The 22,406-nt window shown below is 65.2% G+C and carries 21 protein-coding genes; 10 read left to right on the plus strand and 11 right to left on the minus strand.

The window, feature by feature from the left end:
• From IT430_02050 to ybeY, 4 genes are all read right to left on the minus strand, one after another.
• Nucleotides 1–232, minus strand: a 232-nt coding sequence (locus IT430_02050; protein ID MCC6906700.1) for a hypothetical protein, incomplete at its 3' end; no start/stop codon positions are given.
• 487 nt (nt 233–719) lie between these two features.
• Nucleotides 720–1,580 (minus strand): hypothetical protein, encoded by an 861-nt coding sequence (locus IT430_02055; GenBank protein ID MCC6906701.1) that lies wholly within the window; start codon nt 1,578–1,580, stop codon nt 720–722.
• Between the two features lie 148 nt (nt 1,581–1,728).
• Nucleotides 1,729–3,039 carry an HlyC/CorC family transporter gene (locus IT430_02060; protein ID MCC6906702.1) on the minus strand — a complete coding sequence of 437 codons (1,311 nt, stop codon included), beginning with the start codon at nt 3,037–3,039 and terminating at the stop codon, nt 1,729–1,731.
• Between the two features lie 125 nt (nt 3,040–3,164).
• Nucleotides 3,165–3,650 (minus strand): rRNA maturation RNase YbeY, encoded by a 486-nt coding sequence (ybeY, locus tag IT430_02065; GenBank protein MCC6906703.1) that lies wholly within the window; start codon nt 3,648–3,650, stop codon nt 3,165–3,167.
• A 158-nt stretch (nt 3,651–3,808) separates the two neighbouring features.
• Here ybeY and IT430_02070 point away from each other — a divergent pair, with 158 nt between their 5' ends.
• From IT430_02070 to IT430_02080, 3 genes are read left to right on the plus strand one after another with little or no spacing between them, the layout of a single operon-like run.
• A complete protein-coding gene (locus tag IT430_02070) occupies nt 3,809–4,432 on the plus strand; it encodes a sigma-70 family RNA polymerase sigma factor (protein ID MCC6906704.1) in 624 nt (207 codons plus the stop codon).
• Nucleotides 4,429–5,127 carry a hypothetical protein gene (locus IT430_02075; GenBank protein ID MCC6906705.1) on the plus strand — a complete coding sequence of 233 codons (699 nt, stop codon included), beginning with the start codon at nt 4,429–4,431 and terminating at the stop codon, nt 5,125–5,127. The genes IT430_02070 and IT430_02075 overlap by 4 nt, the downstream gene beginning before the upstream one ends.
• A 3-nt stretch (nt 5,128–5,130) precedes the next feature.
• Nucleotides 5,131–6,741, plus strand: coding sequence for a hypothetical protein (locus IT430_02080; protein MCC6906706.1), 1,611 nt, complete (start codon nt 5,131–5,133; stop codon nt 6,739–6,741).
• A 35-nt stretch (nt 6,742–6,776) separates the two neighbouring features.
• Here the strand turns inward: IT430_02080 and IT430_02085 are convergent, their stop codons facing one another.
• Nucleotides 6,777–7,151, minus strand: coding sequence for a DUF393 domain-containing protein (locus IT430_02085; GenBank protein MCC6906707.1), 375 nt, complete (start codon nt 7,149–7,151; stop codon nt 6,777–6,779).
• A 20-nt stretch (nt 7,152–7,171) separates the two neighbouring features.
• The gene (locus tag IT430_02090; GenBank protein MCC6906708.1) at nt 7,172–7,531 is read right to left on the minus strand and encodes a MoaD/ThiS family protein; all 360 of its coding nucleotides are present in this window, start codon (nt 7,529–7,531) and stop codon (nt 7,172–7,174) included.
• A gap of 8 nt (nt 7,532–7,539) precedes the next feature.
• On the opposite strand from IT430_02090, the gene IT430_02095 reads away from it, so the two are divergent.
• A complete protein-coding gene (locus tag IT430_02095) occupies nt 7,540–8,202 on the plus strand; it encodes a DUF2470 domain-containing protein (protein MCC6906709.1) in 663 nt (220 codons plus the stop codon).
• A gap of 132 nt (nt 8,203–8,334) precedes the next feature.
• Here IT430_02095 and IT430_02100 read toward each other — a convergent pair whose 3' ends face one another.
• The 5 genes from IT430_02100 to IT430_02120 form a co-directional block, all read right to left on the minus strand.
• Nucleotides 8,335–9,708: a hypothetical protein gene (locus IT430_02100; GenBank protein ID MCC6906710.1), complete on the minus strand. Its 1,374-nt coding sequence runs from the start codon at nt 9,706–9,708 to the stop codon at nt 8,335–8,337.
• A 368-nt stretch (nt 9,709–10,076) separates the two neighbouring features.
• Complete coding sequence (locus IT430_02105; protein ID MCC6906711.1) at nt 10,077–11,138, minus strand: glycosyltransferase family 9 protein; 1,062 nt, start codon at nt 11,136–11,138, stop codon at nt 10,077–10,079.
• Complete coding sequence (locus IT430_02110; protein MCC6906712.1) at nt 11,135–11,410, minus strand: hypothetical protein; 276 nt, start codon at nt 11,408–11,410, stop codon at nt 11,135–11,137. The genes IT430_02105 and IT430_02110 overlap by 4 nt, the downstream gene beginning before the upstream one ends.
• A gap of 37 nt (nt 11,411–11,447) precedes the next feature.
• A complete protein-coding gene (locus IT430_02115; GenBank protein MCC6906713.1) occupies nt 11,448–12,689 on the minus strand; it encodes an HAD-IIIA family hydrolase in 1,242 nt (413 codons plus the stop codon).
• Between the two features lie 42 nt (nt 12,690–12,731).
• Nucleotides 12,732–13,712: a D-glycerate dehydrogenase gene (locus tag IT430_02120; GenBank protein MCC6906714.1), complete on the minus strand. Its 981-nt coding sequence runs from the start codon at nt 13,710–13,712 to the stop codon at nt 12,732–12,734.
• 618 nt (nt 13,713–14,330) lie between these two features.
• On the opposite strand from IT430_02120, the gene IT430_02125 reads away from it, so the two are divergent.
• From IT430_02125 to IT430_02150, 6 genes are all read left to right on the plus strand, one after another.
• Nucleotides 14,331–16,868: a hypothetical protein gene (locus IT430_02125; protein ID MCC6906715.1), complete on the plus strand. Its 2,538-nt coding sequence runs from the start codon at nt 14,331–14,333 to the stop codon at nt 16,866–16,868.
• A 116-nt stretch (nt 16,869–16,984) separates the two neighbouring features.
• Nucleotides 16,985–18,301, plus strand: coding sequence for a hypothetical protein (locus IT430_02130; GenBank protein ID MCC6906716.1), 1,317 nt, complete (start codon nt 16,985–16,987; stop codon nt 18,299–18,301).
• 274 nt (nt 18,302–18,575) lie between these two features.
• Complete coding sequence (locus IT430_02135) at nt 18,576–19,940, plus strand: dihydroorotase (protein MCC6906717.1); 1,365 nt, start codon at nt 18,576–18,578, stop codon at nt 19,938–19,940.
• 101 nt (nt 19,941–20,041) lie between these two features.
• Complete coding sequence (locus IT430_02140; GenBank protein ID MCC6906718.1) at nt 20,042–20,677, plus strand: sigma-70 family RNA polymerase sigma factor; 636 nt, start codon at nt 20,042–20,044, stop codon at nt 20,675–20,677.
• A 24-nt stretch (nt 20,678–20,701) separates the two neighbouring features.
• Entirely contained in the window at nt 20,702–21,322 is a 621-nt protein-coding gene (locus IT430_02145; protein ID MCC6906719.1) for a hypothetical protein, read from the plus strand.
• A 48-nt stretch (nt 21,323–21,370) separates the two neighbouring features.
• Nucleotides 21,371–22,390 (plus strand): PDZ domain-containing protein, encoded by a 1,020-nt coding sequence (locus IT430_02150; GenBank protein MCC6906720.1) that lies wholly within the window; start codon nt 21,371–21,373, stop codon nt 22,388–22,390.
• The last annotated feature ends 16 nt before the right edge of the window (nt 22,391–22,406 follow it).

Here is a 22,406-nt window from a genome sequence, read left to right on the forward strand (position 1 = left end):
CATCAGTCCAGACGAACACTTTGATGACACCCTCGCTTGTTAGTGTCTCCCCGACGACGACGCCGGCGTTGTTGATCGACCGCGGCGTCGTTCCCCGGCCTCCGATATCCCCGATGTCCACGATCGCATAGCGCGCGGCCTCCTGGCCGCGCGCTACGCCGCAGTGTGCGAATGCTCCGAGAATGACGGAGATGAACAGAGCTTGTCGTCTCGTTGACACATGATGCATCATGTGCAAGTCCTTTCTGATCAGGCGGCAAATCACGGCCGCGGCGCGCAGTTACAGTCTGTCGTCGGCGCAATCGGGCGCGGCACGAACGAGCCGATCATGTACGCGCCGTTGTCCTCCTCAATGTCGCCGCGCAGATCGGTGAACAGGTTCGCGTCATCGATCTTCGAACGCTGTCAGATTACCACCTTCTCGCGGGCGACGCAACGAGAAAAGCGGCAATTGGAGGAGAATCTGCACAGTTCGGAGGAGAGTGACATCCACGCCTTAGGCGTCCGCGCCGCCGCAGAGCACGACCAGCGGGGGGAAACTACATGTTTGGCGCCAACGTGCCCGCGCTGCTCAAGGTGGGCTGCGCGATGCTCGAACAGGGCGTCGTGTGAGCGGCGGCTGCCACTCTGAGAACATGAACCGCCCCGCGGAGTGTTCCGCGGGGCGGTTGCGTTTTCAATCTGCTCAGCGCTGTGCCGCGCTGAATGCGCACCAGACGTCAAGGCAGTTGCGAGACATTTGAGGTGTTGCACGATCCCGCTTCGACGAGTTGCAGGAAATCGTTGCAGATGCCGGTGCCGATCTGCCCGTTTGCCGTGCCCGAGCCATTTCCGGTTCCGATGATGTTGACCAGCTGCACGCCGCCCTGCAGGCCAAGCATCGTGCCCTGGCACGGTCCGTTAGGGATGGTGGTGCTGCCCTGATTGGCCCCGTAGACGATGCCCTGCTGCACGCTGGGTGTCGCGCCGCTCCAGCGGAGCGTGACGGTGCCGGGGCACTGGCCGGTGGTGCTCAGGCGATATCCGCCGACCGCCTCGAGGCGTACGTCGTCCATCAAGGTGATGTTGCCGTTTTCGCCGTTCGTTTCATCGATCTCCACGCGAGCGATGTCCGCGCTGGTTTCGTAACCCAGAAACACCGCATCCGACTGCGCCGGCATGGTCCGCGTCACGAATCCGAGGAGATTGTTCGAGGCGTCGTACAGGTTCATCGTCCACGTCGTCACCGGAGTGGTCGAAAGCAGACAGCCGAAGCGGCGGATCCCGGCCGGCGGCCTCATGATGATCAGCGAGTCGCCCCACTGGTCGTTGAACCCGTTGCCCTGCGAAGAGCCGGGAATGTTGTCGAAGTACGATCCCCAGTTGATGCTCCCGTTGAAGCCAGCGCCGCCGCTGCCGCCGCCGCTTTCCGAAAACTCCACCCCCTCGTACACGAACGGCGCGTTCTGCCCGCCAAAGCCCGGCGTGAAGGTGATCACCTGCTCGTTGCCGGAGAAATCGCCGATGTTGATCGGCTGACCCAGTGCCGCCGCTCCCGCGACGCCTACCACCCCAGCCAGCACCATAATTTTCAAAGACATGACTCTCTCTCCTTCTGATGCGGCGAGCCGCGCCCACCGCTCGCCCGACGCGGGCAAAACGTTTGGCGGCGCAGGCCTCGCACGCGCCCATTGTAACGGATTTGCACGTCGAAATAGGGTCAGGGGTGGAAATGAGACGCAATCGGCATTATTTCGCCCCACCCGTATCCGCCGCCACCGGCGACTCTTCATCCCGAAGCACTCGCAGGCGGATGCGCCGCAGCCTCGTGCGCTCGACGTCGAGTACGGTCACCTCGATCGAGCCGATGCGGAACACTTCGCCCTCGGCCGGGATGCGGCCGAGATTGGCAAACACCCACCCGGCGACCGTGTCGTAGTCTTCATCCTCGGGGAGATTCAACGAGAGTTCGTCATTCAGATCGCTCACGCGCACGCGGCCGTCCACGTCGGCGGTCCCGTCGCCGTTGGTCGTGACCTCGGGTTCGGGGAGATCATCCACGTCGTGTTCATCGCGGATCTCGCCGACGATCTCCTCGACGATGTCTTCGATGGTGACGAGCCCCGCCGTGCCGCCGTACTCGTCGAGCACGATGGCCATGTGCACCTGCTGGTTGCGGAACTCGACGAGCAGGTCGCTGATGCGCCGCGACTCGGGCACGAGGATCGCCTGCCGCAGCAGCGGCTTGAGGCGGAAGTCGCCCGAATCCTCGCCGACGAACGGCAGCAGGTCCTTGGCGTAGAGGATGCCCACGATGTGATCGAGGCTGTCGATGTACACCGGGAAGCGCGAGTGGCCGTCGTCAATCACCTTCTGCTTGACCGCCTGCAGGTCGTCGGTGAGTTCGAGGCCGTCCACGTCGATGCGCGGCGTCATGATCTCGCCGACCGTGCAGGTGCGGAAGTCGACGATGGCTTCGATCATCTCTTTTTCGGCGCCGCTGATGTGCCCCTCGCGCTCGCCTTCCTCCATGACCTGGCGCAGTTCGACTTCGAGGTCATCGCGCAGTTCCGCGCCCACCAGGCGCCGCACCACTTCGTTGAGCCAGTTCAGCGGCGCGATGAGCGGGATCATCAGGACGTAGAGAAGCGGCAGCACGCGCAGCGAGCCGGCCACGACCGGCGCCGCGATGTGATCCGAAATCGCCCACGCAAGGCCGATGTGCGTGAGCCAGATCCAGAAGAACGCGGCAAATGACCAGCCGATGATGGCCCAGGTCGGCTGAGCGCTGCCCAGCGCGAAGGCAGCCAGTACGGCCGCCAGCAGGGCGACCGCCGACGCCCGCCGCCAGATAGCGACGGCCAGGATCAGGTCGTCCAGGTGCACCATGAGCCAATTGACGCGGGCCTGGCTCTTTCCGTTGCCGAGGTGGCTTTCGAGTTCACCGCGCGTGAAGTCTTCCAGCGAGAGTTGCAGGGCGGAGAGATACCCGCCTCCAAGGGCGGAGACGATCGCCAGCCATATCCAGGGATCGGACACCGAAGTGCGGACCTCGTTCACGATTCAATCGGCCAGGCCACCCGCGCGGCCGCGTGATCGGCCCGCGCTGCGCGTCCGGGCAAAGCCCCATCGACCCACGGCGGGGCGTCGCCGGCACTGCATGATAGTCGCCGCCGGCCGATCAGTTAGGCCCGATCGTGGAACACGGCGCCCAGGCCGATCGCCGACAGTAATTCATCCTCCCGCAGGTGCATTTTGCGGGCCTGGGCTGGATCATGATCGTCGTACCCGAGGCAGTGGAGCAGCCCATGGACGATGTAGAGCAATGCCTCCACACCGGCTTCCCGCCCGCGCCGCTCGGCCTCGCGCTGCGCCACCTCGGCGCCTACGACGATTTCGGCCTCCAGTTGGCCGCGCTCGCCTGTCGCCTCGCTGAAGTGAAACGTCAGCACGTCCGTCGGACCCGCCAGCCCCTTGTGCTGCTCGTGCAAACGACCCATTTCCCCATCGTCGGCCAGGTGGATCGAGACTTCGCCCGAGCGCAGACCCAGCAGCCCGGCGATCTGCCGCGTCTGCGCCGCCAGCCGCCGCCGATCGATCCCGCGGAATGGCCGTGAGGCCGAAACTTCGATGGTCAACTTCGGGCCGGGTTGTCGCGAGTCGGTCGGCATGAGGGAGATAAATTCGGAAGCATTAACGGCAAGTGGCAACCGGTTTTACCCGCGATTGCACTTGTACAGGCGCCCGGTCGTCGGGTATCCTCCAGAGGACCGCAACGGCCCCGCTGGCCCGCGGTATCAGGATCGTTGACTCCTTTCAGAGGCTCGGCATGCTACGCGCTCAAGAGCAGCAACTCATCAAACGGGCCAAGACAGGAGATGCCGAGGCGATCACCTCGCTCATCCGCACGCACCAGGAGTCGCTCTACGCGTTCATGCTGCGAATGTCAGGTCGGTCCGAAGTCGCCGAAGACGTTGTGCAGGAAGCGTTCGTGCGCGTGCTCAAGAACCTCGACCGCTTCGACCCGAAGTACCGCTTCTCGACCTGGCTGTTCACGATCGCCAAGCGGCTGTACGTGAACTGGGTTCAGAAGTTTCACCCGATTGCCGAATCAGAGATTGTGAACGGATGGCGCAGCGACGCCGATTCGCCGTTGGCCGATGCCGTCGGCGTCGAGACGCGCACCACCGCCCGCCGTGCCGTGGCGCTCGGCCTGGCGAGCCTCGGCGACGCGCAACGCGAGATCGTGCTGCTCTTCCACCAGCAGGAGTGGTCGATCGCCGACATCTCACTCTACCTGAACATGCCCGAGGGAACGATCAAGAGCCACCTCCATCGCGCTCGCAAGAAGATGCGCGAAGCCATCGAGCAGGCCGAGCTCTACGAACCCCAGGCTCTGCCCGAGACGCCGGGACCCGCGACTGCATCATTCGAGACGGCGGATGCGACATGAGCGCTGACGATCATCTCCATCCTCGCGACTCAGCTCGACGCGATGAAGAATCGCAGCGCATCGACGCCTACTTCGATGCGCGCGGCTCAGGCAAGCCGGCCCGCTCCATGCTCGATGACGTGCTGCGCGATGCCTCCGTGCTTGACGATCTCGCGCGAGACCGGGAGTGGATCGACGAAGTCCGGGCCGGCGCTCCCGCGCCCGATCAAACGCTGCGCATTCTCGATCGCCTCGGCGTGGACCCGATCCGTTTCGACCGCCGGCGGCATCGCTTCACCGTCATTACCCGCCGGCTGGCCACCGCGGCCGTGCTTCTCTTTGCATTCGTCATCGGCATGTGGGCGCGATCCACCGGCTTCCGTCCCGCCGCCGCGGAGCGAGTCGAAACGGCGCGCCAGTTCGAGCGCGTCATCGAATCGCTGCCGATGCAGATCGACCCGTTCGATCGGGTGCGCGGCGCGATGCTTGAGTTCGGTTCTACGCTCGCCGAAACCGAGGCGCCGACCATGCCGATCGATCAGACCGAGATTCGCCGCCAGAACCCGCCATCGCGGGTGCAGCTCCGACCAAACCGGCCGGTGCTCAAGCGGGCCACGATCGAGCCAATGCCGCCGGCCCTCGACGATGGGCTGATCGATGAAGACATCGACGTTGAAACCCTCAAGGCGATCTACAAGGACCTGGGGATAGTCTGAGTCGTGCTCGCTCTGCGCCCATTCCGGTCTCGCGCGCTCGCTCTGGCAGTTCTGCTGCTGGCCGCCGCCGCGCTGCCCCCTGCGCCCGCGCGCGCCGGCGAGGCTTTTCCCGACCCCTTTGAAGACGCCCGCTACCTGCCCGCCACCATCACCCAGTACTACTGCTTCGTTGACGCCGGCGAGAGCCTCGCGGAATTGATGGACTCATCGCTCGCGCCCGGTCTCAAGGCCTTTTACGAAAGCGGCCAGAGCGGCAAATCATGGAAAGACCTTGCCGCCGCCACCGGCGTTGATCCTGATGCGCTCTTTGACATGCTCGTGAGCAAGCGCGTCACGCTCGTCACCGACCAGCAACCCGACGCGCACGCGGGTCGCGGCAAAGGTCCCGACTTCAGCCGCTGGGTCATGATGGCCCACGTCGATGAACCCTTCGCTCGCGATCTGCTCAAGATGCTCGGCGGGCGCGTGCGCGAGTTTGTCGATGACACCCCGCTCTACGCCGCGGAGAACGGCTCTCTGCGCTTCGCCTACAGCGACGGCCGGTTCTACCTCACCGCCGCCGATGGCGAAGCCCTGCTCAAGACCATGCTCGGCAAGCCGACCGGCCGCTCGCTCGCCGACGACGACGAATTCCGCGACGCTCGCTCCGTCGGCCCCGGCGATTTTGGCATGTTCCTGCGCGGCTCGGGCGAAGGCCGGTGGAAAGCCGGCGCCGCCAAGTTGCGCCGCGACCGCATGTACCTCAACTTTGCCTCCGTTCACGAGCCGCGCGGCATCGACAGCAAGCCCGACGATGCCGTCAACCTCGGTCTGCTCGGCACGCTCGCCGAGCACGCGCTCTACGTCAGCATCGAGCGCACGCCCGAGCCCGGCGACCCGCCTTGCGATCGCCGTACCGGCCCGGCGCTCATCGCACTCGTGCCCATCGCGCTGGCCCAGCCTGAGATGCTCGAGCACCTCGGCCCAACCATGTTCACCGTCATCGACTCGCCTGAAGCCACGGCCGCCGGCGCCACCGGCGTGCCCGCCATGACCGTCGGCATCGAGATGCGCCAGCCCGACCAGGCCGTCGGCGAACTTGACGAGTTCATGGGGCACGCCACCGCCCGCCTCTCAAAGTTCCGCCGTGGGAAACGGGACAAAGATGAACCCGCGCCCGCCGTATCGTTTGCCGGCACTGATCCCGACGATCTGCGCACCGCCGAGTGGCGCGGCGCAGGCCTGCCGATGAACACCCTCGGCCTCAGCGGCGCCTGGCCCGAGCGCGTCGTCTGGTCGAGTGTCGATGGAAAGGACCGCGCGTGGTGGGTGGCCTCCACCGATGAACTGTGCCAGCGCCGCATCGCCGCCAAACTCCAGGAAGTTGATCCCCCGTGCCGCACCGGCTCGCAGACGCAGGCGCGTGGCGTGATCTTCGGCGGCCGCGTCTCGTCGCTCATCGAGCAGTGGCCCGCCGTCAGCGCTGAAACGGAGCACCCGTTCCTCGCCGAGCTCTTCGGCTGGCGCGAACTGCTCTCAGCCGTCTCCGAAATCCGCTGGCGCGTCACGCAGCCCACACCCGAGCGCACCGAAACGGGCATCTCCATCGCGTGGAAGTGCAACGATCGCGACTGATTCGCGCCCCACTCGCACTCATCTGTTCGAGCAACTCAGTCCACCCGGCACGCCGGCGCTGCGGCATCGCGCGGCCGCCGCTTTGCGAAAGCGTCATAACCCAGCCGACCCAAGTGGCTGATGCCCGGCACGTAGAGCAGCCAGCCCAGCAGCCAGCCCAGCGGCGTGTGAATGAACGCATGCCGAATCGCCGGAAAGCCGATGAGCACCCGCCCGTCGCGTGTGCGCAGAGGCATGCCCCGCATGAAGACCGATTCCTCCACCGGCCGATCCGCAGGCGCCAGCGACGTGTAATCGACCGGTTCGAGCGCGCCCAGCCAGTCCAGCCGCCCCAGACGCTTCACACCCGCCCGGCAGACGCCGCACCGTCCGTCGTAATACATCGTGATCTTCCCGCCGCGTTCCGCCATGATGCACGTGCCTCGGCTGCTCAGCCGCCGCTCACCGGCGGGATGATCGCCACCGTATCGCCCGCGGCGAGTCGCGCCGAGGGCGGCGCGTAGCGCTCGTTGACGGCGATGGCCACGCGCTCCAGCAGCGGCCGCGCCGCCGGGTGCGCCGCTCCCAGCAGCGCCAGCAACTCACCCGCTGAACAGTCCGCGCGCACCTCCATCTCCAGCCGCGACACGCCCACGGCATCCGCGGCGGCTGCAAACAGAAGAATCGTCACCGTCGTCACCACGCGCTCCTTGAACGAGCATAGCGCCGCTTCGCCGGCGGCGCAGCGCCGAACCGTCGCCCGCGCATCTCCCGCGGCGCCCGGCCTTGATATAGCCTCGCGGCGGGCCACAATCGATCATGACCGCTGGCAACGATCCGACGTACACCGCCGCCGACGCGCGCGACTTCCTCCGCCGCCACACCGTCGCCACCCTCGATCGCGACGGCTTCTACTCGGGCGTGCGCTACGTCCTCGGGCCGCGCGGCGAGCCGATCATCTGCGGCAGCGCCGACATCCTCACCGCCGACTCAACCGTGCTCTTCATCCCTTCTGACGTGCCCGACGTGCTCGAACTGCTCGCGACCGTCGAGGCAGTCGAAAGCGAGAGCCACGAAGCCGACCGCTGGCGCATCTACCACGGCAAGCCGACCGACATCGCCTTCTATCGCATGAACATCGACGCCGCCAAGTGGCGCGGCCAGGTGTTCGACGGCGAAGATCTCATGGAGCCCAACGCCCTCGCACCCGTCGAGCCGGCCCTGTGCCGGTGGATGAACACGCAGCATCGCGCCGATCTCATGGCCATGAGTCGGCACTTCAACGGCGTCGAGATCGACGAGGCCGTGCTGGTGGGCGTCGATCCGAGCGGCATCGACATCCGCGCCAAAGCAGGCATCATCCGCATCGACTCCCGCCACCGACTCGCCGACGAAGCCCAGGCCCGCGCTGTAATCGAAGAGATGCGCCGCGAAGCGCTTGCACCACGGCGAAGCACCGAGAGAGGTGAGAGCAGACAGTAGAGCAGGAGACCAGGCCCTCGCTGCCTTGCCGCCTTACTGCCTCGATGCCTTTCCCTAATCCCTAATCCCTAATCCCTAGTGCCTAGTGCCCGGCGCTTCGCCGCCCTGAGCGAGGCTTTGCGAGTCGAAGGGTCACTCAAACTCATGCACGACGAGCTGGCTGATGGCGCACTCGTTCTGGACGACGGCCTGGAAGAGGATGGTCTGGCCGCGCGCGATGAGGGGGACGGGGCGGGTGATGGTGGCGACGCCATTCGCGTCGGCGATGGCGCTGCCGATGATCGTCGGCTGATCGAGTTGCAGCGCGTTCTGCTGCAGGTCGCAGCCGGGGATGCGCGTGCCGCCGCCGTTGCGGGAGTAGAGGAACGTGACACGAGCGCCGGGCGTCACGTTGCTGACGGTGATGGTGTTGGCTGTACCTGCGGTCCCGGGCGAGGGAGCGGCGAGGTCCATCGATGGATTCACGGGTGTCAGAAGCAGCGCGAATCGATCAATTGTGCCCCGAATGTAGGCGGTCACGCTGATCTGTCCCGCATCATTGATATGGCCACGATCGAATCGCCAGTCTTCACGGGTGCGCGGCGGCGTCAGGTCTTTGAGCAGGCGCATCGGTTGACTGGATTCGCGGATAAACATTTCGCGCGTGCCAAGGTAGCCGATGGCGCCAATGACTTGTCCTGCATTGTTGATATCCTGGCCCCAACTCGCAGGACCGTACTCAGGTACGTGAAGGTCAAAGATCTGTCCATCGATCCAGACCACGGCGTGGAGATTCCCGTTGGCTGCGTTGGACGAACCCACGATCTGGCCGAGATCATTGATGGCGTAGGCCACACTACTGCCTTGGGAAAGCGACCCGAGGTCGACGGGAACCTCATCTATCCAGAGCATGGCACGCTGCATCCCGTCGAGATTCAGCCCCTTGCCCACAACTCCACCGTCCTCTCCAATTCCCCAGACATCGGTCGCATTGCGGTCCGGCCATGGATCATCGAGTTCTCGCATGATGCCCTGCTCCCAAAGGAAGCCAACACTTGCGAGGTTGCCGAACTCAAACTCGGAATTCCCGACGACTTGCGACCGGTTGTTGATGCCGACTGCACCGCTCGACTCTCCACCGAGCGTTCCGAGGTCGATCATCTGGCCATTGCGCCAGAGGAACGCATGGCCGACGAAGATGCTCCCGCCCAGCTCGAATCCCGACGAACCTACGATCTCGCCGAGGTCGTTGATGTCGCCAGCGCTCGATAAATCCCCTCCCAGGGTGCCGAGATCAATGACGCCGCCCTCTCGCGGCCAGAGTACAGCGCGCGGCCACCAGATGCTCTCCGTCGGAGCGCTGCCGACCACGTCGCCAAATGCGTTTAATGCTCCGGCCGCATCAGATTTGAGCGATTCATTCTGCGAGGGCAATCTCAGCAGCGCATACGGGTAGTCCTGCGCAGAGGCGCCGGCGACGATCGAGATCGAAAGAACAATCGAAATTACGGAGCGCATTGAAAACATGTGAGCCTCCCGCGAGATCTCTTGAGAAAGCGTCTGGAGCGGCTCTCGCCGCTCCAGACGTCGAGAATCACTCATTGCCCGCCGCAGCCGGGGCAGACTTCACTCTCATCGCACCCGAACCCATGGGGTGCGGAGTTGGTAGGTCAGGTCGAGACCTGACAGTTCGGCGCGTACGCGCTCTGCGCCGTGCGTTGATCTTGTCGGTGCCTGATCTCAAGCGCCTCGTCCTCATCCCTCGGTGCTTCGGTGCCTCGGTGCGTTGATGCAAAGATACCACAAACCGCAGCCGCCGCAACCGGCAAAGTACCAAACTCAGGCCGAAAATCACGAAACCACAGCGCCCCGGCGGAGGGGCCAGTCGCCGACAGTCAGTCCGGTGCCGCGAGGACCTCATCGCTCGCGCGGCACACGAGATCGAGCGCGATCTCCGTTATCGGCTCGCCGCCGGTGCTGATCTGCTTCTCGGGCGGGTACTCGATCTGGGCCCAGCGCGGATCAGTCGGGCCGAACAGCGAGACGATGGCCAGCGGCGGCGCGTTGGTGGTCCCCGAGTCCTGCGCCTCCATCGCGCATGCCGCGGCGATGTGCCGCGTGCCGGTGTCGTTGGTCACCAGCAGCCGCGCGCGCGACGCAACATATTTCAGCGGCCCCAGCGCGATGTTCGCTTCCACCAGGTCGAACGGTCGCGAAGTCGCGCTGCGGCAGATCGACTCGATGAGATCGCGCTCGCGCGGCGAGCCGCTCACGAGCACGCGCAGATGGTGATGCTGTGCGAGATGGTCGGCCAGTTTCGCGAATCGATCGGCCGGCCAGCGCTTCGCGCTTTTACTGGCGCCGGGATTGAGTACGGCGTAGCCGGCGCCATCTGCCACGCCGGCGCGTTCGAGGATCGCCTCGGCGACGCGCTGCTGCTCGGCAGATGCGCGAAGGCTCATGCGCCGATCATCTGCGGCGATGCCCAGACTGCGGCCGATGGAGAGGTAATAGTCGATCGCGGGTATCGGCTGCTTCCACCCGCCGGGCGCGGGGCTCGGCAGCGGGTGCGTGAGCATCCAGCCGCGCGCTTCGCGGTTGTAGCCGATGCGGATGGGAATGCTCGCGAGCCGCGCCGTCGCCGCCAGTCGCCAGCTGTTGGGAAGCAGGATGGCGGCATCGCATCGCGCCGTCGCCAGCCGGCGTCCTTCGCGCCACGGCCCGGTTGCGCCCTCGGGCCGGCCGACGATCATCTCGTCGAGCAGGCCGCTGCCGTCGATCAATTCATCGAGGCCCGGCCGCATGTAGCCGATGAGCCGGAGATGGCACGACTGCGCATCGCTGCGCAGCGCGCGGAGCAGCGGTGTTGCCATCGTTGCATCGCCGACCCACGACGGCATGATGATCAGCAGGCGCTGGAGAGCGGGCCAGTCGAGTGCGGGAAGCGGGCCACTCATGTGTGAGGCTCGCCCCACAGCGTGTCCACGCCGAACTTGTGCCGGTACCAGTTGGTCGTCAGGCGGCGCAGTTCTGCGGCAAAGCCAATCGCCACAATGCGCTCCGCGGCAACCGTTGCTGTTACACTCGCTTCGTCGGCTTCGATCTGCGTGATGCGCAGGCCCTGTCGCTCGGCCAGCGCCTCGGCCGTTGCGATGACCATCGTGCGGATGTTCTCGTGCTGCAGCGGCGTGCCCTCGAGCGCTCGCAGCGTTACACGGGTTGTCGGCATCGTGCTCATTGCAACACAGCAGTTCAGGCTCAGGGCATCAGCGCCGAAGATTGATCGCGACGAACGCGACTACGCCGAGTTGCGCCACGATAGTGGCGCCGATCCACGGCGTCGCGATGGCGGGATCGAGATAAATACCCAGCAACACCGCGAGTATCACCAGCGCCAGCGATGCAAGCGAACCTAACAGAAGCGACGGCGTGAACTCGCGCTGACTGTGCCGCCACGAGCGCACTTCGCCGAGCAGCTCCGTCAGCAGGCGCTCCGCATGCTGCTGCGGCGAGTCGCGATCTGGCTGCGGCCGCTCGATGCCCTGTACGCGAAGCGGGATGTGTCGAAACGGATCGCGCCGAGGTCCGGCGGGCGCCGACGATGATTGCCCGGGCTGCTCTTCCGCTGTCTCTTCCGCTAAATCGTCTTGAACAACTTCAATCTCGACGTCAGCCGCACCTTCGGAGATCGCTTGGCTTTCATCCGCATCAACCCGCTCGATACCGACTTCAGCAAGAGCGTCCGCGTTCGCCGCCGCAATCGCGGGTTCTGCCTCGGCGAGCCGTGTTGGCGCCGCGTGGGGCGCCAACACGGGCGTGGAGATGATGCGCTCATCGGGCGCGTGCTCGGGGGCGGCACGTGCAGCGTCGGCCCGGCCCGTGATCGCCGCGGCGTGTCGCGGTTCGTGCACGACCTTCGGCGACACGACCACGGTCGGCGCCGGCGGGATCACCTGCCGCGGGCGAACGCGGTTCTGCGCGATGATCGCCGCCGCCTCCGCGAGCGAGCCCGCCTGAAAGTCCGCCTTCGTATTAACACTCGTCTTGCGAGTGATGAGAATGGTCTGGCACCCGGCGGCGCGCCCGGCCTCGATGTCGCGCTCGCCGTCGCCGACCATCCAGCACTCTTTCAGATCGAGATCAAGACTCCGCGCCGCCTCGAGCAGCATGCCCGGCTGCGGCTTGCGCCACGGGTGCTCTTTCGCATACTCGGCAACGGTCCCCTCGGGATGAAACGGGCAGTAGTAGAACCGGTCAATGATCGCCCCCGCCGAGTCGTGCACCATCTGCGCGATGCGCTCGTGCACCGCATCGACATCGCGCTCGGTGTAGCGCCCGCGCGCCACGCCGCCCTGGTTGCTCACGACGATGATGCGATAGCCCAGTTGCCGCAGCGAGCCGATCGCATGAGCCGCGCCGCGGATGAGCCGCACCTCATCCGGGTTTCCGAGGTCGCCGTCGTTGAGAATGATCGTGTTGTCACGATCGAGGAAGATTGCCCGTTTCACGCGGCAAGTGTAGGAGCCAGAGCCACTAAGGCGAAAACCACTTCACCGACGCTCCACCCGGTTAATCGGATTCGGTGGGATTTCACCCCTCAGTGCGGCAATCACATTCCGCTGTGCCATCCGCGCCATCTCTGGGCGCGCGCTGCGCGAGGCGCTGCCCACGTGCGGCATCAGGCACGTATTGCCCAATTCGCCGAGCCCCGGCGCCAGGCGCGGCTCATCCTCGTACACATCCAGCCCCGCCCCCGCAATGTCCCCCGACGCCAACGCCTCCACCAGGGCCCGCTCGTCTACTACAGCCCCTCGTGAGGTGTTGATCAGATACGCCGTCGGCTTCATCAGCCCCAGCTCGCGCCGCCCGATCAGGTGCCGCGTCTCGCGCGTCAGCGGCGTGTGCAGCGAGACGTAGTCCGCCTCGCGCAGCCCCGTCTCCAGGTCAACCCGCTGCGCCCGCAACGGCGGCTGCTCAAACTCCTCGTGCGCCGAACGCGCCACGTAGAGCACGCGCATGCCCCAGCCCAGCGAGCGCATCGCGGTGGCATAGCCGATGCGCCCCGCGCCGACGATGAGCAGCGTGCGTCCCTCGAAGTCGCCGCCGATGAGGTGCCGCGGGTCGTAGCCGCGCCGCGTGCTGAACTCGCCGCTGCGCACTTCGCGCTCGCCTTCGTGCACCCGCCTCGCCACGGCGAGCATGAGCGCCCAGGCCATGTCGGCGGTCGGAGCGGTCACGGCGTCGGGCGTGTTGGTGAGCCAGATGCCGCGCCGCGTCGCCTCGGGCACATCCATGTTGTCAAAGCCCACGGCGTAGTTCGCCACCACCTTCAGATTCGGCCCCGCAGCGTCAAACAGCTCCGCATTCACCGCTTCGTTGAACTGGCACAGCAGCCCATCCGCGCCCGCGATGCGCGCCAGCAGCTCGCCGCGATCCGGCCCGATGCCCGGCGGCGCGATCCACAGGTCCGTGATGCCCGGCTCGCCCTCGAGCAACTCCACTCCACCCGCCAGCGTTCGCGTCACCACCACCTTCACAATCCATCTCCCGGCGCCTCGCGGCGCCCTGTACCCGGCACGTCCGGGGTTCGATTTCATCATGTCCGCCACCGACGCCTCGATTGTGGCTCGCCGCGCGGTGATTTCAAGGCGAGAAGGTGCGGGAGATGCGCGCTGGTGCGCAGATTCTCACTCAACCACAGCGTGTTCGGCACAAGAAATTCACCCTGATCGAGTGTCGCTTTATCGCTTTGTTCTCGACGATGCGGCCGTCTGCAGGTAGGTTGGAGCAGCGTCTCGAAGCGCTGTCGCCCATTGGTCTGGGTGGCCGCTGGTCGCGGAGGCTACGGCCGCCGTTCTCAGTCGATTCTGCGGTGGATGGAATCGCCATCTTGTCGATGGCGAATTTGTCGCCGCCCTCTTCGAAGGAGGCGTCCTATGAGACGTCCTTTCAAGCGCATTCACGGCGGATTCTCGACCATTTCGCTGCTCGGAGCCAGTACAATCTTGCTGGCGGCTGCGGGAGAGACCTTGTGGCACGCCAACTCGGCGGCCAGTTCGGAGGGAAGGTGGGCCGCACCGACAGTCGGGGTGGAAGCCGCGGCTGCCGCCGGAGCGGCGAGCGCTGCAGCGGAAGCGGAGAATGCCTCGATGACCGCGCCCATCTTCAAGCCGTTCGTCTACGTCGAACTGCCCGTGCCCAGCGGCTACTCGCTGCTGCCCGAGCCCGGCGTGCACATGAACAACGACGGGGTCGTCGTCGCCACGATGAACAACGGATCGGCCAACTACGGCTACCTCTGGTTCGATGAAGACTTCACGACGGGTTGGTATGGTCCGATTCAGTACGACAGCACGACCGACCTCATTCTCGCGGATGAGGGCATCAGCAGCATCACCGCCAATTCTCAAGGCGCGATCTACCTCTGCGGCACGTGCATCGACAATACGCTCGACAAAGCCTTCTTCATGGAGATCACCGATCTCACGGACCCCAGTGCGCCTCTGGGCGACCGCACGATCATCGGCAGCGGCTACGCCCGCGATGTGAACGAGCAGGGCGTCGTGGTCGGGACTTCACTCGCGGGTCATCCAGTCGCGTGGTGGGACATCGTCGGCACGCCGCAGGTGCTCTCCAGTCCCGGAGACCTGACCAATGCGCTGGGCGTGACTCCTAATACCCTCCCCGGTCAGAGTCTTGTCGCCGGCCAGGCGGAGGATGCCAGCGACATCGTCCAGGCGGCGCTGTGGTACTTCGACGGCAATGACTGGCAGGTTCTCTCTCTCTCGAACGTTGCGCAAGGCGATTGCGGCGCTGCAATCGACGTGAGCGATGACGGCGTGGTCATCGGCGCTCTCTTCGATGGTTCGACGCTCGATGACACGGTGATGTGGTACTACGACGAGGGAGAATCGGAGTGGACGCAGGTCAGCCTGTCCGTCTCGCCGCTCTTTACTCCCGAAGCCATCAACAACCAGGCGAACCCGGAAATCGTCGGCGGGGAGTCTCTCCTGGTTTCGACGGACGTCTCGCCCGTCACCGGCCACCAACTCGACCTCACTGCGATGAGTCTGGGTTTCCCGTCCAACATGATCGACGTGCGCTGCACCGATATCAACGATGCCGGCGAGATCGTCGGCGTGGGCCAGTTGGGCAGCCTTGGGCCGTGGACCGCCTTCAAACTCGTGCCCTATGACGTGAACAACAACGGACAGCCGGACTTCCGCGAGATCATCGACGGAAGCGAAGCAGACTCGAATGACAACTGGCTGATTGACTGGGCGGAGACGGACACCGCGAATGCGCCGTCGGGTATGCGCCTCGGTCTGCACGGACCCGGCGATATCGCCGTGGACGGAAAGATCGATCCGGTCCAGATCGTTCGTTTGAAGGTGAGCATCGCGCCGCACGGTGGGTTGCACCCCGAGATGCCCGATGGCGATGACTACATCGACCAGATCGTCGATGCTGCGTACTGCACGGCGTGCAGCAACTTCACCCACGTCATCGACGACTGGGGCACCGGCGATGCCCGGCCCTCGCCGCTCACCGGTGAGCAATCCGAGATTCTCGTCCGCGTGCATTCGATGATGGGCAATGAATCCGGATTTGGCACTAACGAGGGCCTCCCCGAGGACCAGAACGCCCGCGATCAGGCGCTGGATGATCTGCAGACCTTCGGCTACCGCTTCGCCCACTGCATCGACTACCTTCAGTGGGGAAACGAGTCCTTTGGCGGGTCCGGCGGCTACCTGTTCCGAGAGGATGATCTCACCGGCAATTGCACGTGGACCGGTGCGCCCAAGAGTTTCGTCGAGATCGGCCAACTGGGGGGAACCACGACCTGCCAGACTCAAGCCGTCGATCTGGTGCTCGCGTGGCAGGATGAAATGATGTGGGCGGCGCTGCGCGGCTCGGCCCTTGCCGGCCGCCCGCTGCGCATGGTCACGACCGGGCTCCTGGGCAGACACGTGCGGGAGGGATACGACGCGGGCAACGCAGGAACTCCCGAGTCGCATCCGGGGTTCGCCGGGTACTACGTCACCGACCAGGTGAGCCAGTGGGCCAACTCGAACCAGATGTACACTGCACTTCACGTGCACTACATCACGGTCGCGCAGGGGCTTGAGACGATCCAGAAACTGGTGGATACGTATCAGGGCGCCGGCTCGCCGTGGGATGTGCCGAATTGGCGGATGGCGACGGAAGTCGGGACGAAGGCGGATTTTCCCGACCCGGCTCACAACTACACCGGGGATACGTGGTGGAATGAAGGCACGCCAAGCCGCACGGTGGTCCACAATGAGTTCTTCAAGGAAGGTGGAGAGCCTGGAATGCTCTGGGAAGAATTCATCAGTGATTGGGAGGACTTCTCCGATCACTTCGCCAGCACGGGCTTTGGAGTTGACGACGTGCTCGCCGAATTTGCCGATGCTGAGTTCGCCGCGGTGTGCTGGTCGTGCCTCCAGTTCGGATCGCACACCGAGCAGACTCCCAGCCCCTTCTTCGTCGAGGCGCTTCGCGCCGACAAACTCACGGACGATGAATTCACAAATGAGCCCAACCGCTTCACTCCACTCAAGTCGGCGTACGTGACAGAAGGTGCCGCGTACTACATCGACGATCTGGTCTTCACCCCGCACAGTTGCGCGTGCGACAGTGAGTACACGTGCCCGGACTGTCCGTGACATGGAACCTCGATGGCGGGAGGGGGAAACCCCTCCCGCCGGATTACGACTATCGAAAAGCGAGGTGACAGATGAGAGCCGGACACGCATCACTGATCACGATTGTTGCAACTTTCGTGCAGATCGCCGGCACCGCCGCCCAGGACCATCGCTACGCGGTATTCGAGTTGCCGGGATTGTCGCAGAACTACCAATGGGCCGGAGGCGTCGATATAAATTCAGCAGGCCATGCCGTCGGATTCACGGCACTTGCTTCGTTTCACATTCGTGCTGTTGTCTGGCCGAGTCGGGGCGGGGTGATCGATCTAGGCACACTCGGCGGGGAGAGCGCCGCAGCGACTGGCATCAATGATTCGGATGAAATCTGTGGTTGGGCGGTCTTCGATCCCGGTGGAAGCTTCTTTGATCGACATGCATTTCTGTGGCGCGACGGTGATATGACCGATCTGGGAACACTCGGCGGTGAGACCAGCTGGGCGAACGCACTCAATGGCAGCGCACAGGTCGTGGGCGAGTCGGAGTACGCTGGCGGCACAGGAGCGAAGGCGTTTGTCTGGGAGAACGGTGAGATGCGCGTTCTGCCCGCGCCCCATCCAGACTGGGATGGTCGGGCCGCTTTCGACATCAACGATCTCGGCGAGATTGTGGGGTACGGATACGGCGTCGATGCTGTCCTGCATGCGCTGCTCTGGCGCAATGGAAACGTCACCGACCTTGGATCGCTGAGCAATCTTGAGAGCAAGGCGTACGGCATCAACGAGGGCGGTGTCATTGTCGGCTATTCGCGGATGCCGGACAACTACGTGCATGCGGTGCGCTGGACAAACGGCCAAATCGAAGATGTTCATACAGCCAATGTCGGACCGAATAGTATCGCGAGGGGGATCAACAACGTCGGTCAGATTGTCGGCGATGCATATGTCAGCACGCGCGCGTTCATCCTCAATCCCGGGGAGCAGATGATGCTGCTCGATGATCTCGTGCCGCCACAGCTCCGTCTTGCCTGGACAATGCAGCGAACCACACACATCAACGACGCCGGTCAGATTCCTGTAACTGCGGAATACGATGGCGACACGTGGGCTTTGCTGCTCACGCCTGTCAACCCGACGATGACGCTCCAGAGCCCCGTACCGGGCAGCGCCGGAACAACTAACCGGCTGCGCGCGACGGGTGCCACCCCCGGTGCCCGCGTCTACTTCTGCTACTCCCGCCACGGCGGGGGGACTCGCATCCCCGGCTGCGACCTGCAGCAGAACGCGCTGCAACTCGATCAGCCGACCATCATCGGTAGCGCCATTGCCGATGCCAACGGCGTGGCGTCAATCACCCGGGCCGTCCCCCTCATCGCCCGCGGCCAGACCATTCTCTTCCAGGCCGTCGTCCAGAACGAGTGCGCGATCAGTCAGTTGGTGGTGCATGAGTTTGAGTGATCCTTCGACTCGCAAAGCCTCGCTCAGGGCGGCGAAGCGCCGGGCACTAGGCACTAGGCACTAGGGATTAGGGATTAGGGATTAGGGAAAGGCATCGAGGCAGTAAGGCGGCAAGGCAGCGAGGGCCTGGTCTCCTGCTCTACTGTCTGCTCTCACCTCTCTGGGCGTCTCGTTGCGCACACGCTGACCTGCCAGGTCTCGACCGGACCTTGCTTGGCTCTCGGCGTTTCGCCGCCGCTATGATGGGGGCGAACTGGAGGAGCCGCAGCAGCCGATGGGTCGCATTGTTCTCAGCGCCGGGCACGTGATTGATCCAGCCAACGGCGTGGATGAGCCGGGCGACGTTGTCGTTGAATCGGGGCGGATTGTGCACGTCGGCCCCCCCCTGCCGCCGCGCGCGGATGATGAACGCATCGACGCGTCGGGCTGCTACGTCACGCCGGGGCTGATCGATCCGCACGTGCACTTGCGCGAGCCGGGCTTCGAGGATGCCGAGTCGATTGCGACGGGGACTGCGGCGGGCGTGGATGGCGGCTTCACGACGCTGTGCTGCATGCCCAATACGAATCCCGCGCTGGACAGCCGGGTGATGATCGAGTTTGTCAACCGGCAGGCGGAGTTGCGCGGGCGCTGCCGGGTGTTCGCGGTGGGCGCGGTCACCGTCGGGCGCAAGGGCGAGGAGCTGGCGGAGATCCGGCTCATGTCGCGGGCCGGTGCGGTGGGCTTCAGCGACGACGGCGACGTGGTGGAGTCGCCGGCGATGATGCGGCGGGCCCTGACGCAGATCCGCCTGACCGGGCTGGCGCTCATGCAGCACTGCCAGGAGCCGACGCTGACGCGCGGCGCGGTGATGAACGCCGGGCCGACGGCCACGCGGCTCGGGCTGATCGGCTGGCCGAGCGTTGCGGAAGAACTCATCATCGAGCGCGACATCCGGATCAATCGCAGCATCGGCTGCCGGTACCACGTGCAGCACCTGTCGTGCGCGGGCGCAGTGGAGATTGTGCGGCGAGCGCGGGCGGAAGGTCAGCCGGTGAGCGCGGAGGCTTCGCCGCATCACCTGCTGCTGACGGATGAGGCGTGCGAAGGCTACGACACGATGGCGAAGATGAACCCGCCGCTGCGCAGCGCCGCGGACGTGCAGGCGGTGCGCGAGGGCGTGGCGGACGGGACCATCACGGTGCTGGCGACGGATCACGCGCCGCACACGGCCGAGCGCAAGGCGCTGCCATTTGATCGCGCGCCGTTTGGCATCGTCGGGCTGGAGACGGCGCTGGCGCTGTACATCAAGGCGCTCATCGACACGCAGACGATTCGCTGGTCGCGGCTGATCGAGCTGATGACTGTCAATGCCGCGCGGCTGTGCAATCTCGATCAGCCGCGCAGCGACATTGGGCATGGGCTGGGGTCGCTGACGGTTGGCTCTCCGGCGGATGTGACGGTGATCGATCCGGAATTGCGCTGGACGATCCGGGCGGCGGAATTCCCCGGCAAATCGCGCAACACGCCGTTTGAGGGCTGGGATGTGCGGGGCCGGGCGGTGATGACGATCGTCGGCGGGCGGATCATGCTGGACCGGCAGGGCCGCTCGGCGCTGCCGGCGGCGAATGTGCCGCAGGCCCAGTCGCAGGCGGTGTAGCCGCGCCGGGTGGGCATTCTCCCTACACTCCCATAGTCCGAGAAGGAAGTGGCCGGCCGGCGTGAGGCTCGGCGACGGATGTGCGGCTGTGGAGCGTCAGTATGGAGCGAATGGATTCGAATCCGACGCCCCCCGACGAGCACGTGTCGGACGGTGTGGCACCGACACTGAGCCCGTCCGAGGTCGATGCGCTGTGGCGAGAGCATCGGCGCTGGGTGGCGGCGGTGATTCTTGCTCACATGCCGCGCGATGCGGACCTGGAAGACCTGCTGCAGGACGTGGCGCTGCTCATGGTGCGCTCGCTGCACACGCTCAACGACCTGAACGCGATTCGCCCCTGGCTGCGGACGATTGCGATCAACACCTCGCGCTCCGCCGGGCGCAAGCGGAAGGTCCGGCAGCGGATGCGGCGCGACGTGGAGGACCTGGACACGATGTCGGGCACCGAGGCGGGGGTGATCGCCGCGGAAAAAGACCGGGCGGCGCGGCTGGAACGCGGGCGAAGGCTGATGGAAGCGGCCCAGAGCCTGCCGCCGGCTTATCGGGAGCCGTTGATACTGCGGGCGGTGAGGGGAATGTCGCAGAAGCAGGTGGCAGAGGTGCTGGATCTGCCGGAAACGACGGTGGAGACGCGTCTGGTGAGGGCGAGGCGCATGGTTCGCGAGCAGATCGAGCGCGAAGATGCGATGCCCGAGTCGCGCGCGGCTGGTTCACTGTCGCAGGCTGAGTTGGCGTAGCGCTGCTCAAAGGGGAAAGACGAAATGACGGAGCCCATGGAATCACAGGAAGACATTCTCATCAGCCGCGTCATCGACGGGCGAGCCGGAGCGGATGACCTCCGGCAACTCTCGGCGATGGCGCAGGCAGACGGTTCGGTGTGGGACCGGCTGGCGGCGGCGGATGCAGACCGCGAAGCGCTGGCCCTGGTGGTTGAGTGCGAGACGGCCGTGGCGGAACTCGTCGAAGCGCCGAGCGCGGATGACCTGGAACACGAGCCGTATCGCTTTGTCGGCTGGACGGGCTGGATGGGCTGGGCGGCGGCCGCGGCCGTGGTGTTTGCCTGGACGATCACCGGCAGTGGGCCGGGGCGAAGTAACGTCCCGACGCCGACGGTGCAAAACGTGTCGCTGACGGCTGACGACGCTCTGGCGCGCTACATCGAAGCGAGCAAGGCGGAGGATCGGTTCATCCGTGAACTGCCCAAGGTGATGGTCGAGTCGCGACTGGCCGCCGACGGCCGGGCGACGGAGGTGACCTACCTGCGCCAGTTCGTGGAGAAGGCGACGGTGGACAATCTGTACGAACTGAGCACGGATGAGCACGGCCGGCCCGGTGCGGTGCGCGTGAGCAGCCCGATCGGTTCGTCGTCGCAGTTGTACTGAGTGGGCGGCGGGCGCGGGAGCGCCGCGCCGCTTGACTGGAGGTTTGCAATGAACGGCATTCTTGCGAGTACTGGTCTTGGCGCGATGGCGCTGGCCGCGGTGGCGGCCATGAGCGGCCCGCCGACTGCCGAGGAGAAGGCGCCGCAGGAATCGATCACGCGGCAGTTTTTCATCACGCGGCAGATCGACACCGCCGAGCCGATCGAGGGCCGGTGGGAAGCGAACCTGCCGCCCGTGGGCCAACTCACCATCGTGGTGGATGAAAAGGGCAAGCGCGTCACGCTCAACGGCGAAGCGCTCTCGCCCGACCGGGTCATCTGGCAGCCGCACAACCTCGTAATGCTCATCGATGAAGCGCGGCGGCGTCAGTTTGAAGTGGTGCTCGGCGAGAACGGGCGGATCACTTCGGTGCGACCGAACTCGTGGCTCGAGTACCGCGGGTCTGCGGCGCCGCGCGTGGCCATCGGCATCTACACCGACCCGGTGCCGGCGCCGCTGGCGGCCCAGCTGGGCATCGAAGCGGACCAGGCGCTGCTGGTGAGCAACGTCGTGCAGGACATGCCGGCGTTCAAGTCAGGCGTGCTGCAGTTTGATGTGATCACTGCCGTGGATGACGAGCAAGTGGTGAACCAGAATACGCTCAAGAACGTCGTGCTCGGCAAGGAGCCGGGGCAGACGATTCAGCTGCGGCTGATTCGCCAAGCCAGGCCGCTGGAATTGTCGGTTGAAGTGGCGAAAGTCGAGCCGCTCGATCCGGGCGCGGTCGATCCGATATTCAGTCTGCCCAACGGTCCTGGTGAGATCAGGATCGATGCGGAGACCTTCAGTTCGCCGGATCTGGTTGACTGGACCTTTACCGGCTCCGGAGCGCGGGTGATTCGGTTCGAGAATGACGATGCAATCCTGGTGCCGACGGTGGCCGGACGGTTCGGCGAGCCGGGCAATGTCCAGAGCCTGCAGGCGGAAATCAGGGCTCTGACGGCGCGCATCACAAGCCTCGAAGCGATGATCGCGCAACTGCTCACCGAGCAGCGCGGCAGCGTCAAGCCGGCGGGAATCGACCCGTAGTCTGCCCGTGGCGCCG

The sequence above is a fragment of the Phycisphaerales bacterium genome, from assembly GCA_020852515.1.
Lineage (GTDB): Bacteria > Planctomycetota > Phycisphaerae > Phycisphaerales > UBA5793 > UBA5793.